The following is a 14,492-nucleotide window of genomic DNA, read 5'->3' as shown; positions in this document are numbered from 1 at the left end:
TCGAGGAGGCATTGCGGCCGAAGCGCCGGCCCGTGCACTCGGTCAAGGAACGCTAGAGGTCGCCTGCGCGTGGCCGCGGTGGTGAGAGAGCAGCGACCAAAAGCAATTGCCAAAGCGACTACGCTCGCTACCACACAGCCGCGGCCGATGCGCGATGCGGCGTGGACCACGCACCGCGGTCCTGCGCCCCGCCCAGGCCCGGCTGACGGCTACCCGCTGCGTTGTGGCAGCCGCTCCTGTGCAAAGACAGCGCCATCCACAGTTCGCTGCGAGCATGGCGCACAGTCTGGCAACGCGCACCGCCGTGCAGTCGCCGTTGCTACGAACGAAACCGGTTGCACGTACGCGCAGGCTCACCAGGAACCCCGGTGATGCCTACCTCGCCAGTGTCCTGCGCCACTGCCAGTGCGGCACGATCACGCCGCATCGCAAAGCAGCAAACCAGCGACGCCTCCGCGCTCACCGATTCCCAATTCCCAATTCCCGGCCAATCAGCGCGCCACTTCCGCAAACGCCTCGCGCGCTGCCGCCAGCGTGGCTTCGATCACCGCCTGGTCGTGCGCACTGGACATGAAGCCGGCTTCGTACGCCGAGGGCGCCAGGTACACGCCCCGCTGCAGCATCGCGTGGAAGAAGCGGTTGAAGCTGGTGATGTCGCACGCGGTGGCCTGTGCGTAGCTTTCCACGATGTCGTCGGTGAAGAACAGCCCGAACATGCCGCCGACCTGATTGGTGGTGACGGCAATGCCGGCCGCGCGTGCGGCATCTTCCAGGCCTTCGCACAGCAGGCTGGTGGCCTCGCTCAGGCGCGTGTGGAAGCCCGGCTCCTGCACCAGCTCCAGCATCGCCAGGCCGGCGGCCATGGCCACCGGGTTGCCCGACAAGGTGCCGGCCTGGTAGATCGGCCCGGCCGGAGCAACCTGCTCCATCAAGTCGCGGCGGCCGCCGTACGCGCCCACCGGCATGCCGCCGCCGATGATCTTGCCGAAGGTGGTCAGGTCCGGGGTCACGCCGTAATGTGCCTGCGCACCACCGAGCGCGACGCGGAAGCCGGTCATCACTTCGTCGAAGATCAGCAACGCGCCGTGCCGCGTGCACAGCGTGCGCAGATGCTGCAGATAGCCGGCCTGCGGCGGAATGCAGTTGGCGTTGCCGACCACCGGCTCGATGATCACCGCCGCCACCTCCGCGCCGATCTCGTCGAACAGCGCGGTGGCGCCCTCGAAGTCGTTGAAGCTCAGCGTGGCGGTCAGCTCGCTCAGCCCTGCGGGTACGCCGGGCGAGGTCGGTACACCCAGGGTCAGCATGCCGCTGCCGGCCTTGACCAGAAACGAATCGCCGTGGCCGTGATAGCAGCCTTCGAACTTGATGATGCGATTGCGCCCGGTGGCGCCACGCGCCAGGCGTACCGCCGACAGCGTGGCTTCGGTGCCGGAGTTGACCATGCGCACCATCTCGCAGGAGGGCACCAGCCGGGTAATGGTCTGCGCCATCGTCACTTCGGCTGCGCAAGGCGCACCGAACGACAGCCCGTTGCCGATCGCCCGCTCGACCGCTTCGCGCACGGCCGGGTGGTTGTGTCCGGCAATCATCGGCCCCCACGAGCCCACGTAGTCGATGTAGCGGTTGTCGTCGACATCGAACAGATACGGGCCATCGGCGCGCGCCACGAAGAACGGCTCGCCGCCGACCGATTTGAACGCCCGCACCGGCGAGTTGACGCCGCCGGGTAGCAAGGTCTGCGCCTGGGCGAACAGGGCGTGGGAGCGGGAATGGTTCATGCGCAAATCCTTGAGGAATACCGATTGGGGGCATCGACGCCCGGCAGCGGGCATCGCGTGCGCCATTGTCAGGCCTGCGGCCTTGCGCGCCTACCCGTCGGACACCCGCCTACCCGTCGAAGTGGGCGGATGGGGGAACTTGGCTGCCTATGATCGAACGCGACGTGATCGACAGTTTGGAATGAGCTGATGGCGCGCAGTCATTGGCATCGCGCTGCAGATGTTCAGAAAGTGTGATTTCGGTAGCCATTGGCACCGTTCGTTTGTCGCCTTGCCGACAGTTCAAGACCTGGGGAGAGAGCATGAACCGTAGTATCCAGAAGCGTGCCTTGGCATTGGCATTGGTCGTGGCCATGGGCAGCGTCCACGCGCAGTCCACCACCGGCAGCATCGTCGGCAGCGTGGGGCAGGGCAGTGGCACGAGCGTGCTGGTGGAAAACAATAGCGGCTTCAGCCGCGAGGTGCCGGTGGACGCACGCGGCCGCTACACCGCCGGCAATCTGCCGCTGGGCACCTACAAGGTGACGGTCAAGCGCGATGGCGCAGTGGTGGAGACGCGCGAGAACGTCGCCATCACCGTCGGGGCCAATACAGACGTGTCCTTCGCTGCCAGCGCAGCCGCGGGGAGCGGCGTGCAGACCCTGGACAGCGTCACCGTCAGCGCCGCTAGCCTCACCACCATCGACGTCAGCAGCGTGGATACGCGCACCGTGGTCACCGCCGAACAGTTGCAGCAACTGCCGCTGGGCCGCACCGCCGAAGCGATCGCGCTGCTGGCACCGGGGGTGGTGGTCAACAGCGGCGGCTTCGACAACGGCCCGCTCGGCGGCTCGCTCCCCAGCTTCGGCGGCTCGGCCGCCAGCGAAAACGCGTACTACCTCAACGGTTTCAACACCACCACCATCAGCAATAACCTGGGCGGCCTGACCCTGCCGTACGGCGCCATCGACCAACAGGAAATCTTTACCGGCGGCTACGGCGCGCAGTACGGCCGCGCCAACGGCGGCGTGATCAACCAGATCGGCAAGCGCGGCACCAATGAGTGGAAGTTCGGCGCTGCAGTGATCTGGGAGCCGAACGGCCTCAAGGCCAATCAGCGCGACATCTATTGGCGCCCGGACAGCCAGGGCAGCACCATCAACAACGCCGCCTACCGCTATGCGCGTGCGGCCAATGGCCTGTACCAGCCCGCCAGCGAGGCCGAGGCCAACCAGACCACCTACAGCGCCTATGTCGGCGGGCCCATCATCCAGGACAAGCTGTTCTTCTTCCTGGCCGCCGAGCAGGTGAACTCCGACGGCGTGCGCGTGGGCACCAATCGCGACACCGACAACGGCCGCACCGGCGGCCTCACCGACTACGACTACACGCAGAAGCGCTGGTACGCCAAGGTGGACTGGAACATCACCGACAACCACCTGATCGAGGTGACCGGTGCCAGCGACGTCGCCGAAACCAATGGCTCGATCTATCGCTACGACTATGTTGCGCGTCAGCGTGGCGCCTACTTCACCGACGAATCCACCTGGAAAACCGGGCCGACGCTGTTCACCGGCAAGTACACCGGCTACCTGAGCGACAACCTCACCGTGACCGCCCTGTACGGCAAGATGAGAACGCCGGACGAACTGACGCCGTTCAACTACGACGCTGCTGGCGGTCCGGTGATCAACAGCGCCGCATTGCAGAACCCTGCCTACACCGGCGGCACACCGCGCATCGGCAACCAGCTGGTCACCTCGGTCAGCTCGCCGGACCGCGAGTACAAAAAAGACAACCAGCGCCTGAATCTGGAATGGCGCATCGGCCACCACACGCTCAACTTCGGTCTCGATAACCAGAAGTCAGAAGGCATCGATGTCGGCTCGATCCTCTCTGGCCCCGGGTTTGCCTGGACCTACGGACAGACCAATGACCCGTACGGGCTGGCCACTGGCGGCCTGGTCAGCCAGTCGGCCAACGAAGCCGGCGGCATCGGTGCGCCGAGCCCGGGTTTGGTGGATCCGGTCAATGGATCCAGTGGCTACTACGTGGTGCGCAACATCAACACCAGCCTGTATTCGTACGAGGCCAAGCAACGCGCCTACTACATCGAAGACAAGTGGCAGGTCACCGACAATCTGCTGCTGAGCCTGGGCCTGCGCAAGGACGAGTTCACCAACTACACCCCGTTCGGTGATCCCTACATCGAAATCGACAACGCGTGGGCGCCGCGCTTGGGCTTTAGCTGGGACGTCAATGGCGATTCCAGCTTGAAGGTGTTCGGTAACCTTGGCCGTTACTACCTCGGTCTGCCGCTATCGGCGGTGAGTCTGTTCACCCCGGCCACGACCACCGATACCTACTTCACCTACAGCGGCATCAATGCCGACGGCACGCCGATCCTGGCGCAGCAGCTGGGTTCGGCGGTGTCGGCCAATTCGCGCTTCGGTCGCATCGCCGATGTACGTACCGCGGTGGCCAAGGACATCGAAGGCGAAAACCAGGACGAACTCATCCTCGGATTTACCAAGCAACTCGATAGCGGCTGGGTGCTGGGCGTGCGCGGCACGCATCGCCGTCTCAATGCCGGCATCGACGACCAGAACTATGACGTCTCCAACACCGCGTTGATCGATGCGGCAGCGGCGCAAGGCGTGACCATCGATTTCTCCAAGGTGGCGGGCGCATCGTTGATCAATCCGGGCCAGACCAATACCTGGGGAGTGATCGGCACCGATGGCCAGTTCCACGAAATATCGGTGAGCCGCGAGGCGGCAGGTTTCCCGAAGTTCAAGCGCAATTATTCGGCGGTGGAGTTCAATCTGGAGCGTCCGTTCGACGGCAAGTGGTATGCCAAGGTCAATTACGTCTGGTCGCATAGCTACGGCACCACCGAGGGCCAGGTGCGTTCGGATCTGTGGCGCACCGGCGGCGCGCTGGGCAGCTATCAGGGCCAGGCCTCGGTCTCGACCACGCAAAGCTGGGACCACCCTGCGTTGATGGAACACTTCAATGGCGATCAATCCAACGATCATCGCCATCAGCTCAAGCTGTTCGGCTTCTACCAATTCACTCCGCAATGGGGCGCATCGGCCAATTTCAGCCTGATTTCCGGTGCTCCGCACAACTGCCTGGGCAACTACTACGGGACCGAATATAGCGGCCGCGATCCGGCCGGCTACGGCGGCAGTGCAATTACCGGCGGCCCGTATCACTACTGCTACAACCCGGAGACCGGCACCGGCGTGGCATCGCCTCCCGGCTCGCAGGGGCGTTTGGGCTGGATCGCGCAGCTGGACATGGGCGTGACCTACAAGCCGGCATTTGCAGATGGCAAGCTGGCGTTGCGCTTGGACGTATTCAACATCACCAACGAGCAGACCGCGACCAACATCTACCCGTTCTCGCAATTGCCCGACAACACCACCAACCCGCTATGGGACCAGGTCGTCGCCTATCAGGCGCCGCGCTCGGGTCGGGTGACGTTGAGCTACGACTTTTAATCGCGCCACGCGATAACGGCAGTCCCGGCAGCGACGCGTGATGGCACGCGTCGCTGTTTTTTTTTGGGGATGGCGCTCAAGTCGACATCATTCTGATGAGCGGGAACACGCCGCCTGAGCGACGACTTGGCTGAGCGCAGTGCACTTGATCTCGGCGTTCGGCTAGCAGGGGTACGTCATGATCGCGTGTCTGCATCGCTTTCAATAAAACTGCCAGCAAACCGTCTGGCGAAGGCACCGCGCACGCGATGTTCGAGGCAACGCGATGCAGTGAAATACATGTCGCGGTCTTGAAGTGGATTGGACGGTTTGTATGGCCAAGCCTGGGAGCCTTAGATCTGCTTCTTGGCTGCAGGGCCCTTGCCCGCCTACCATCGCCGGACACGCTGCAAGTACGTCCCTGTAAGCTCTTACGCGGCATCCGTGCCGCGTAAGGTCCGGCGACGGTAGGCGGGCAAGGGCCTGTCGCGTTGGTTGCTGTGCATGTGGGAGCAGCGCTCGAGGCGCTTTCCACATCGGTCAATCACCCGCTTCTCTGGTCATTCTCTCGTCGTGCCCGGCAAGTGCCATCACGAAGCAATCGGCAGCAGCGTGGCCGCGCACGCAACGACCCGCTCGGTTGGCCGCCAGCCAACCTTCTGGTGCGGTGTCCTCGCCGCTTGCGGGACCGTTGGCGGCATGGATGCCGCCATCGAGCCTCCAAGGACGGATTTGCGGCGTCTCCCGCAAGCGGCGAGGGCACCGCGCGCGCGACGCACCTGGTTTTTCACCCAAGCGATGCAGCGAAATGAAAAACGCGCTGTCTTCAAATCGATTGAAGCGCTTGGATGAACAACTTTCAAAGCTTGCCGCGCTGAGCCGCAAACCCTGCGCGATACTCCTGCACCGCTGAGACCGGATCCGGCGCCGCGTACACGCCACTGACCACCGCAATGAGATCGGCGCCGGCAGTCACCAGCGCAGGCACCTGCGCAGGCGCAATGCCACCGATCGCGACGCGCGGCAGGTTGAGTTCGGCAGCCTGCTGCAGCAATGCAGGCGTTGCGCGCCGGGTGGTCTGCTTGGTGGTGGTCGGGAAAAACGCACCGAAGGCCACGTAACTGGCGCCCGCTTCCGCTGCGGCGCGCGCGCGCTCGATTTCGTCGTAGCACGACACCCCGATGATGGCCTGCTCGCCCAGCAGTGCGCGCGCTGCCGCCACATCGCCATCGTCTTCGCCCAGATGTACGCCTTGCGCACCGACCTGCGCCGCCAGCTGCGCATCGTCGTTGATGATCAACGGCACGCCATGGGCCGCGCATGCCTCGCGCAAGGCGCCGGCCTGGCGCAGCCGCAGCGCCGCATCCGCCTGCTTGTTGCGGTATTGCAGCCAGGTGATCGACCCCAGCAACGGCGCCGTGCGCAGCAGCAGGCGCTGCGTGTTGGGCTCGTCGGGGGTGATCAGATAGACGCCGCGAACGTCGAGACGGTTGGGCATGGCAACGCTTCCGAAAGCGGTGGATGGGATGGGACAATGCAGGCCCACTGTTGCATGACCGCGATTATCCGATGAGCGAGACATCCACGACCACCTACCGCACCTGGATGTGCGTCGTCTGCGGGTTTCTCTACCACGAGGCCGACGGCATCCCCGAAGAAGGCATCGCCCCGGGTACCCGCTGGCAGGACGTCCCCGACACCTGGACCTGCCCCGATTGCGGCGTGACCAAGGAGGACTTCGAGATGGTGGAGATCGACTGAGCGCCGCCAACGGCGTGCAATCAGGCAGTGTCGGCGACCACGATGCTGCTGCGATGCGGGCCGGCCAGTGCGCGCGTTGCCGAGAACCACGCGGCGGTGGCCTATCCGGGCAGACTGGCCTAGCCAGCCGGCGCGTCTACCCGCTCAATGCGCCCGCGCGCGCTGGCTATTCAATTCCACCAGGTGTTCGTGCAGATGGGCCGCGTCCTGCGCGCCCGGGTTGAGCACCAGGTAGCGCGATAAATCGTGGCGTGCGCCGTTGCGGTGGCCCAGATGCAGATAGGCCATGCCGCGGTCGCGCAGGGCCTCGGGTTGGTCGGGCACCAGCTTCAGGATGCGGTCGGCGCTGCGGGCAGCGCGGTCCCAGTGCTCGGCATCGGCATAGACGCCGTGCAGGTTGCGCAGGATGCGGATCAAGATCGCGCGGTGCGGGGCGGGGTCGAGAATCTGCGCGAGCGCGCGGTCGTCGGGAATTTCGCCGCCCAGATGCGGGCGGGCACGTTCGCGCAGCTCATCCACGCCCAGCGGACGGCCGCCGTTGAACGGGTCCATCACCAGCACGCCGTCATCCACCGGCAGACGCACCAGGAAATGGCCGGGAAACGACACCCCCGCCAACGGGATGCCCAGCCGGCGCGCCACTTCGATCTGCACCATCGCCAGTGAAATCGGATTGCCCAGCCGGCGCTCGAACACCTGGTTGAGGTAGCTGTTACGCGGGTCGTAATACTCGTCGTGATTGCCCGAATAGCCCAGCTCGTCGAATAAGTAGCGATTGACCGCCGCCATCTTCAGCGGCCATAGATCGATTGCGTCCACTTCGCGGCGCAGATGCTCGACGTGGCTCTGCACCAGCGTGTCGTACAGCTCGGCATCCAGCTGCGGATACTCGTCGCGCGCGATCAGCAGCGCGGTGGACATCAACGGCACCGCATCGTCGTCCAGGCTGGCGAGCGCGGTCCAATGGGGAAGTGGGAGCATGTCGACCATGCTGCCAAGAGTGTCGGCAAGCGGCGCAGGGTTCAAGTCCGGTACTTCCTGACAGGGACGCGGGGCGCATGAACGCGTAACGCTGACAGGCGGCCCTGCGTCCGACGGTCGCAAACGCCGTTCGGAAAGGTGACGCGCAGGTCTCACCCGTCGGCAGGCCCCATGCGCCTGGCTGGTATGGTCCCAGGACCTGCTTGCAGCCGCTTATTCGGGCGTCGGGATGTCCGGGCTGAAGCGCAGCGTTGCCCCATCCTTCAGGCCGAGCTTGGCGGCCTGGCCGGCATTCAGCTCCAGCACATAGCGCGCGGGCTGCCTGCTGGGATAGGGCGGACAGGCGTCGCCGGCCGAACACGGCGGCACATCGCGCTGCTGGGAGACCAGCCGGCGCTGTTCATCGAAATACAGGATATCCAGCGCGATCTTGGTGTTCTTCATCCAGTACGCCATCGGCTCCTGGCGGTCGTGGATGAACAGCATGCCGCGGTCTTGGTCCATGGCATCGCGAAACATCAGGCCCTTGGCGCGATCGGCATCGTTCTGCGCCAGTTCCACCTTGTAGCGCGTGCCTGCCAGTTCCACCCAGCTGTCGTCGCTGCTGGCGCAGCCGCCGAGCAGCATCAGAAGCGCAAGGATTAGAAGACCAGAACAACGCATGCGGCATACCGACTGGCGAGGATGCCGCACCATCTGCCAAGCGGCCGCGTGCGTCAAGCGGCTGCGGTGCGTCGTGCGGTTGCTGCAAGCGGGATATGTGCGACCCGCCATCGCTTCGCAATGCGGGCCGTCACTGCGCATGCGAAGGCCCGCACGCGATCTTCAGATCACCTGCGGTGGCTCGCCGCCCACGATCACCACATCGGCCGGGCGCCGCGCGAACAAACCCACGCAGACCACGCCGGGAATCTGGTTCAAGCTGCGCTCCAGGCCCACCGGGTCGGTAATCTGCAGGTGATGCACGTCCAGCACCACGTTGCCGTTGTCGGTGACCACGCCATCGCGCCACACCGGCTGGCCGCCGGTCAATGCCAGGATCTGGCGGGCCACCAGGCTGCGTGCCATCGGAATCACTTCCACCGGCAGCGGGAACTTGCCCAGCACCGGCACCTGCTTGCTGGGGTCGACGATGCAGATGAAGCGCTCGCTGGCTTCGGCAATGATCTTCTCGCGCGTCAGCGCTGCGCCGCCGCCCTTGATCAGACAACGGTTCGGGTCGCACTCGTCGGCGCCGTCCACGTACAGCGACAGATTGCCGGTGTGATTGAGGTCCAGCACCTCGATGCCATGCTGGCGCAGGCGCGCGGTGCTCTGTTCGGAGCTGGACACTGCGCCCTTGATGCGATGGCCGATGCGGCCCAGCGCGTCGATGAAGTAAGCCACCGTCGAGCCGGTGCCCACTCCGACGATCATGCCGTCTTCCACGTAATCGATCGCTTTTTCGGCGGCCAGGCGTTTTGCTTCGGACATGGGTAAGAGCTCGGGATTAGTGATTGGGGATTTGGGATTCGTAAAAGCCGGTCACGCGGGGTGGCAATGGGCGAATCCCAACTGCCGAATCCCCAATCACGGCGTTTCCATCGCCAGCAGCAACTTCCACTGCGCGGCGGTCACTGGCAGGATCGACAGGCGGTTACCGCGTGCGATCAGCGCAAAGCCTTCGCCCAGCGCATCGGCCTGTTGCTTGATTTCATCCAGCGAAATCGTGCGGGCGAGTTTGCGCTCGAACGCCACGTCCACCAGCATCCAGCGCGGGTCCTCGCGGGTGGATTTTGGGTCGTGGTAGTCGGAAGACGGGTCGAACTGGGTGTCGTCCGGATACGCCGCGCTCGCCACCTTGGCGATGCCGACGATGCCGGGCACCTTGCAGTTGGAATGGTAGAAAAACACGCCATCGCCCACCTGCATGCCATCGCGCATGAAGTTGCGCGCCTGGTAGTTACGCACGCCGTTCCAGGGCTCGGTGCCGACACGTTCCAGATCATCGATGGAGAACGTGTCCGGCTCGGACTTCATCAACCAGTAGCGCTTGCGGGCAGTCATTCGGAAACGGTGTCGTCTTTCAGGAAGGTGGCGCGTTCGGTGCAGATGGCGTCGACCGCCACATCCCATGCTTCGGAAGGCAGGGCGGGCACCTGCTGCGCAGCGAAGCCAGCACCGACCAGCCAGGGAGGCGGCGCCTGGCGATGCCGGAACGCGAAGCTGCGATCATACCAGCCGCCTCCCATTCCCAGCCGACGGCACGCCGCATCGAAGCCGGTCAGCGGCGTCACCACCAGTGCCATCTCCTCCGGTGCCAACGTGTCGGCGCGTGCCACATCCGGCTCCGGAATGCCGTAGCGATTGCTCACCAGCGGCTGGCCCGGCCGCCACGGCGCAAAGCGCAGCACGCGCCCGTCCAGCACCGGCAGGCAGTAGCGCACTCCCGCCGGCAAGGTCAGCTGCCAGCGGTGCAGCGCAATTTCGCCGTCCATCGCCCAATAGCCCGCTACGGCGCCCTGTTGCGGCGCGAACGGCAGCGCCAGCAAACGCTGTGCCAACGCATCGGCTGCGGCCAGGCGCTGCGCTGCCGGCAGGCTGCGGCGGTGTGCGCGCAACTGCTGGCGCAACGCATCTCGGTCCTCGGTCATCGGTGTCTCGCAGCGCAATGGTGTTGCATTGTCGAATGCGCACACGCGCCTGCCTAGCATGGCGTGCCATGCGGCCCGCAGTTGCGCCTGCGCTATGGGCGTGCCGATAGAGCCTTACGGTGTGCGCACTACCCGGACTATGCCCTGCATCTGCATCTGCATCTGCATCTGCATCTGCATGGGCGATACAGCGTGCGCATTGCCGCGCGCGGCAACGCCACCGACACGGCACCAGCATCGCGAGCGCAACAGATCCGCAGGGCCGCTTCAACTGCCGCATGTCAGACCGTCAGACGCACAAAAAAGAAACGACGCCCGAAGGCGCCGTTTCAGATTTGCATTCTCCGCCGTGACGATGCGGGCGAAACGACCTTGAACCCGGGGTTCAAGTGGGGACGTTGTGAGGCCATCGGGCTTCCCGCTACAAGGCGGACTTGCACACCCGGCTTCGTCGCGCCCCCGTGGTCGTAATTAAGGGACAAGGCGAATGTTTTGCACGCTGTCGTTTACAGCAGAGAACGCAGGTGAATTATAGACCTCTGTGCCGCGATGGCTAGCCCACTCGTCGGTCGGCGGGCTTGAGGATTCATATTTGCGATGGCAGTGCGAATTCCACTCAGCGCGGTGTGTCGGCAACGCTGTCGAGCCGGCGATTCAAGGTGTCCAGCGTCGTTGCCAATTCACGATCGTAGAGCGCCTGTTGTTCGCGCAGTTGCTGCAACTCGTGCGCCAAGTTGAGCGCAGCAAGCACTGCCACACGGTCCACTGCTGCCATGCGATTGCTGCCGCGGATCTCACGCATGCGTAGATCCAGCAGCCGCGCGGCGGCGGTGAGACTTTCGTGCTCGTCTGCCGTCACGCCCACCGTGTATTCACGATCCAGAATACGCACGCTGACCGGTTCGTTGTTGCTCACGTGTGCTGCTCCAATGACTTCAGGCGGGCGATCATCGCTTCCACCCGCGAGCGCGCCTGCTCGTTCTTGGTCAACAGTTGGGAGCGCTCGCCGATGAGCTGCTCCTGTTGGTGACGCAGGCTGCGGTTCTCGTCGGTGAGCCGTTGGGTACGCTCCACCAACGCCTCCACGCGGGCAGCGAGTGCGCGGATCTGGGCGAGGGCGGCAGCGTTGTCCATGCGCTCACGATAGGGGCGCGTGCGCGGGGTGGTCAAGCGCCCACGCTTGCCCCAATCCCTGGCGTCGGTCCAAGCCCTGCAAGGCCTGGCACCGATCCAGGCAGGCCGGCATTGCAGGAGGGGAACGCGCTCTGAAACGCGCAGGTCGCGGCCCACGCAGGCCGCCTTGGTACACTGGGAAGTCATATCGCCGGCCGTGCGCCGGCACCTTTCGCTCTTCAGCCTGGATGACCCGATGGATCTGCCCGACGTAACCGCTGTGCAACACGAAAGCCGTCAGCTCGCGCTGGCGTCCTCTGCGGCGGAGTTGCATGGTGGACTGTGCGGGTGGCTCTCCGGCGGCGGTGCCGACAGCGCCGACTGGCTGGCGCGCATTCTGGCCGACAGCGGTCAGGTGGCGCCCCAGCAGGGTGGGGCGCTGGATCAGCTGCGGCAGGCCACCGTGGCGCAACTGGAAGACCGCGATTTCGCCTTCGAGCTGCTGCTGGTCGAAGACGGCGCCCCGTTGCCGGCGCGCACCGATGCATTGTTCGACTGGTGCCGCGCCTTCCTGGGCGGCTTCGGCCTGGCTGCGCAGCAGCGTCCGGCACTGAGCGAAGAAGGCGAGGAAGCGCTGCAGGATCTGGCGCGTCTGGCGCAGGCCTCCAGCGAGGACTTCGACGCGGCCGACGAGGACGACACCGCATTGGCCGAGATCGAAGAATTCGTACGCGTGGCGGTGCTGTTGCTGCATGGCGACTGCGTGATGGGGCCGCGCTTTCGCCAGCGTCTGAACTGATTGCCGGCATGAAGAAGCTCACCGGGATTGGCGCGGCCGAGTACGCGCGCCGGCGCAAGCAGCTGATGCAGATGGCGGGCGAGCAGGCGATTTTGATCTTGCCGGCCGCGCCTGAGCGCGTGCGCAGCCACGACACGCATTACCCGTATCGACAGGATTCGGATTTCTGGTATCTGAGCGGGTTTCCGGAGCCCGAGGCGGTGCTGGTGCTGGTGCCCGGCCGCAAGCATGGCGAAGCGATTCTGTTCTGCCGCGAACGCGATGCCGAACGCGAAGCCTGGGATGGCCCGCGCGAGGGCCAGGAAGGTGCGGTGGAACGCTACGGCATGGACGATGCGTACCCCATCGACGATGTCGACGAGATCCTGCCCGGCCTGCTGGAAGGGCGTAGCCGCGTGTACTACCACTTCGGGCGCGATGTCGATTTCGATCTCAAATTGATCGGCTGGCTCAAGCGCGTGCGCGAGCAGGTGCGCCACGGGGCGCAGCCGCCACACGAATTCCTCGAGCTCGGGCATCTGTTGCACGAGCAGCGCCTGTTCAAATCACGCGACGAAATCGCGCTGATGCAGCAGGCTGCCGACATCAGCGTGCGCGCGCACCGTGCAGCGATGCGGATGGCGTGGCCGGGTGTGCACGAATACGAACTGCAGGCCGAGGTCGAGCGCGAATTCCGCGCTGCCGACGCATGGCCGGCATACGGCAGCATCGTCGGCACCGGCAGCAACGCCTGCGTGCTGCACTACCGTGCCAACAATGCGCGCAGCCGCGATGGCGAGCTGGTGCTGATCGATGCCGGTGCCGAATATCGTGGGTATGCGGCCGATATCACCCGCACCTTTCCGGTCAACGGCCGCTTCACGCCAGCGCAGCGTGCATTGCACGATCTGGTCGGTGCTGCGCAGGCGGCTGCGCTTGCACAGGCGCGCCCCGGCGTAGCGTACGAAGCCGGGCATCTGGCGGCGGTGGAAACCTTGACCGAAGGCCTGCTGCGCCTGGGCCTGCTCAAGGGAAAACTTGAGCGCAACATCGCCGATGGACACTACAAACGCTTTTATCGGCACAAGACCGGCCACTGGCTGGGCCTGGATGTGCACGATGTGGGCGACTACCGGCTGGCCGGCGATTCGCGGCTGCTCGAGCCCGGCATGGTGTTCACCATCGAACCGGGGCTCTACGTGTCGGCCGACGACACTTCGGTAGAGGCCAAGTGGCGCGGCATCGGCATTCGCACCGAAGACAATGTGCTGATCACTGCCGATGGCCACCGTGTGCTGACCGATGCGCTGGCGCGCAGTGCCGACGAGATCGAAGCGGAGATGGCCGGCGGCGCATGAGCGCCGGCGTGCACGACATTGACAAGGACCGACACGCTGCAGCTGGCGTCATGACGCAGACGTTGCCGCAGCGCAATTGCCGCAGCAGTGCCATGGCGGACGCCGGTTCGGGGCATCGGCCGCGCGCGCCGGGCGGCTGCGCAGGCGTGGGTTGGCTGGCGGTTATTGGCCCAGCTGCGGCGCCTGCGTGCGTTCGGGCTGTTGCACGGGCGCGCTCTGCCCGCCGAGCTGACGGGCGCGCTCGAACGATTGCTCTTCCGGCGTGCCCAGCGCCTGTTCGGTTTTCATGTGCGCGCGCAGATGCGCGGGGTTGGCCGGGTCGCCTTGCACCACGAACACGTTTTCGCCGCCGTGCACGCCGCGATCGTTCGCTTCGCTCATCAGCACATGATCCACGCGCACGAGCCCACCTTCCTTGGCCAGTGGCAGCAAGGCGGCGGTGAGGCGTGCGCTGGTCTGATCGGGGACGCGGCCATGCGCGGCATCGATCGCATGCACGCCGCGTTCGATCTGTTGATACATCGGGTGGTCCGGGTGCGAACTCTGGCGTGGGTCGTTCATGGCGATGTTCCGTAGGGTGATGCCCAAACGTTGCCGGGCGTGATCGGGCGGTGGATGGCGCG

The 14,492-nt window shown here is 65.1% G+C and carries 14 protein-coding genes, 1 other RNA gene and 1 pseudogene; 5 read left to right on the top strand and 11 right to left on the bottom strand.

Features of this window, described 5'->3' with window-relative positions; translation table 11 throughout:
- Positions 1-491 precede the first annotated feature (491 nt).
- A complete protein-coding gene (gene hemL, locus ACCQ07_RS16565) occupies positions 492-1,781 on the bottom strand; it encodes a glutamate-1-semialdehyde 2,1-aminomutase (protein ID WP_008573122.1) in 1,290 nt (429 codons plus the stop codon).
- Between the two features lie 302 nt (positions 1,782-2,083).
- On the opposite strand from hemL, the gene ACCQ07_RS16560 reads away from it, so the two are divergent.
- Positions 2,084-5,266, top strand: a complete 3,183-nt coding sequence (locus ACCQ07_RS16560) for an outer membrane beta-barrel protein (protein WP_011348478.1) — start codon at positions 2,084-2,086, stop codon at positions 5,264-5,266.
- 552 nt (positions 5,267-5,818) lie between these two features.
- A pseudogene (locus ACCQ07_RS16555) lies at positions 5,819-6,020 on the top strand (hypothetical protein); the annotation flags it as partial.
- 84 nt (positions 6,021-6,104) lie between these two features.
- Here the strand turns inward: ACCQ07_RS16555 and thiE are convergent.
- Complete coding sequence (thiE, locus tag ACCQ07_RS16550; protein ID WP_109291039.1) at positions 6,105-6,743, bottom strand: thiamine phosphate synthase; 639 nt, start codon at positions 6,741-6,743, stop codon at positions 6,105-6,107.
- 23 nt (positions 6,744-6,766) lie between these two features.
- On the opposite strand from thiE, the gene ACCQ07_RS16545 reads away from it, so the two are divergent.
- A complete protein-coding gene (locus tag ACCQ07_RS16545; RefSeq protein ID WP_008575804.1) occupies positions 6,767-7,006 on the top strand; it encodes a rubredoxin in 240 nt (79 codons plus the stop codon).
- 144 nt (positions 7,007-7,150) lie between these two features.
- Here the strand turns inward: ACCQ07_RS16545 and ACCQ07_RS16540 are convergent, their stop codons facing one another.
- From ACCQ07_RS16540 to ACCQ07_RS16505, 8 genes are all read right to left on the bottom strand, one after another.
- Positions 7,151-8,032 (bottom strand): SirB1 family protein, encoded by an 882-nt coding sequence (locus tag ACCQ07_RS16540; protein WP_014090972.1) that lies wholly within the window; start codon positions 8,030-8,032, stop codon positions 7,151-7,153.
- 168 nt (positions 8,033-8,200) lie between these two features.
- Positions 8,201-8,650 carry a DUF192 domain-containing protein gene (locus tag ACCQ07_RS16535; protein ID WP_372363462.1) on the bottom strand — a complete coding sequence of 150 codons (450 nt, stop codon included), beginning with the start codon at positions 8,648-8,650 and terminating at the stop codon, positions 8,201-8,203.
- Between the two features lie 162 nt (positions 8,651-8,812).
- A complete protein-coding gene (gene rpiA / locus ACCQ07_RS16530; RefSeq protein ID WP_008575808.1) occupies positions 8,813-9,460 on the bottom strand; it encodes a ribose-5-phosphate isomerase RpiA in 648 nt (215 codons plus the stop codon).
- Positions 9,461-9,556: 96 nt separating this feature from the next.
- On the bottom strand, positions 9,557-10,033 hold the full coding sequence (locus ACCQ07_RS16525) for an EVE domain-containing protein (RefSeq protein WP_029820195.1): 477 nt from the start codon (positions 10,031-10,033) through the stop codon (positions 9,557-9,559).
- Positions 10,030-10,620 (bottom strand): 5-formyltetrahydrofolate cyclo-ligase, encoded by a 591-nt coding sequence (locus tag ACCQ07_RS16520; RefSeq protein WP_008575811.1) that lies wholly within the window; start codon positions 10,618-10,620, stop codon positions 10,030-10,032. Before ACCQ07_RS16520 ends, ACCQ07_RS16525 begins: the two co-directional genes overlap by 4 nt.
- Positions 10,621-10,957: 337 nt before the next feature.
- Positions 10,958-11,141, bottom strand: a non-coding RNA gene (gene ssrS, locus ACCQ07_RS16515) — 6S RNA.
- 95 nt (positions 11,142-11,236) lie between these two features.
- Positions 11,237-11,536, bottom strand: coding sequence for a cell division protein ZapA (locus ACCQ07_RS16510; protein ID WP_029820193.1), 300 nt, complete (start codon positions 11,534-11,536; stop codon positions 11,237-11,239).
- The gene (locus ACCQ07_RS16505) at positions 11,533-11,754 is read right to left on the bottom strand and encodes a TIGR02449 family protein (protein WP_003486122.1); all 222 of its coding nucleotides are present in this window, start codon (positions 11,752-11,754) and stop codon (positions 11,533-11,535) included. Before ACCQ07_RS16505 ends, ACCQ07_RS16510 begins: the two co-directional genes overlap by 4 nt.
- A 235-nt stretch (positions 11,755-11,989) precedes the next feature.
- Here ACCQ07_RS16505 and ACCQ07_RS16500 point away from each other — a divergent pair, with 235 nt between their 5' ends.
- Positions 11,990-12,532, top strand: coding sequence for a YecA/YgfB family protein (locus tag ACCQ07_RS16500; RefSeq protein ID WP_011348467.1), 543 nt, complete (start codon positions 11,990-11,992; stop codon positions 12,530-12,532).
- A gap of 8 nt (positions 12,533-12,540) precedes the next feature.
- Positions 12,541-13,869: an aminopeptidase P N-terminal domain-containing protein gene (locus ACCQ07_RS16495; protein ID WP_014090969.1), complete on the top strand. Its 1,329-nt coding sequence runs from the start codon at positions 12,541-12,543 to the stop codon at positions 13,867-13,869.
- A 162-nt stretch (positions 13,870-14,031) separates the two neighbouring features.
- Here ACCQ07_RS16495 and ACCQ07_RS16490 read toward each other — a convergent pair whose 3' ends face one another.
- Complete coding sequence (locus tag ACCQ07_RS16490) at positions 14,032-14,430, bottom strand: XVIPCD domain-containing protein (protein WP_008575817.1); 399 nt, start codon at positions 14,428-14,430, stop codon at positions 14,032-14,034.
- Positions 14,431-14,492 lie beyond the last annotated feature (62 nt).

This window comes from Xanthomonas sp. NCPPB 3583, assembly GCF_041475715.2.
Lineage (GTDB): Bacteria > Pseudomonadota > Gammaproteobacteria > Xanthomonadales > Xanthomonadaceae > Xanthomonas > Xanthomonas euvesicatoria.
Note: the sequence above shows the minus strand (reverse complement) of the source record. Positions and strands in the feature narration are given on the sequence as shown.

Excerpts from the sequence above, each read along its gene's own strand:
- ACCQ07_RS16545 (WP_008575804.1), top strand. The coding sequence starts at position 6,767 with ATGGGATGGGACAATGCAGGCCCACTGTTGCATGACCGCGATTATCCG.
- ACCQ07_RS16560 (WP_011348478.1), top strand. The coding sequence starts at position 2,084 with ATGAACCGTAGTATCCAGAAGCGTGCCTTGGCATTGGCATTGGTCGTG.
- ACCQ07_RS16535 (WP_372363462.1), bottom strand. The coding sequence starts at position 8,650 with ATGCGTTGTTCTGGTCTTCTAATCCTTGCGCTTCTGATGCTGCTCGGC.
- rpiA (WP_008575808.1), bottom strand. The coding sequence starts at position 9,460 with ATGTCCGAAGCAAAACGCCTGGCCGCCGAAAAAGCGATCGATTACGTG.
- ACCQ07_RS16505 (WP_003486122.1), bottom strand. The coding sequence starts at position 11,754 with ATGGACAACGCTGCCGCCCTCGCCCAGATCCGCGCACTCGCTGCCCGC.
- ACCQ07_RS16500 (WP_011348467.1), top strand. The coding sequence starts at position 11,990 with ATGGATCTGCCCGACGTAACCGCTGTGCAACACGAAAGCCGTCAGCTC.
- hemL (WP_008573122.1), bottom strand. The coding sequence starts at position 1,781 with ATGAACCATTCCCGCTCCCACGCCCTGTTCGCCCAGGCGCAGACCTTG.
- ACCQ07_RS16490 (WP_008575817.1), bottom strand. The coding sequence starts at position 14,430 with ATGAACGACCCACGCCAGAGTTCGCACCCGGACCACCCGATGTATCAA.
- ACCQ07_RS16520 (WP_008575811.1), bottom strand. The coding sequence starts at position 10,620 with ATGACCGAGGACCGAGATGCGTTGCGCCAGCAGTTGCGCGCACACCGC.
- thiE (WP_109291039.1), bottom strand. The coding sequence starts at position 6,743 with ATGCCCAACCGTCTCGACGTTCGCGGCGTCTATCTGATCACCCCCGAC.
- ACCQ07_RS16525 (WP_029820195.1), bottom strand. The coding sequence starts at position 10,033 with ATGACTGCCCGCAAGCGCTACTGGTTGATGAAGTCCGAGCCGGACACG.
- ACCQ07_RS16495 (WP_014090969.1), top strand. The coding sequence starts at position 12,541 with ATGAAGAAGCTCACCGGGATTGGCGCGGCCGAGTACGCGCGCCGGCGC.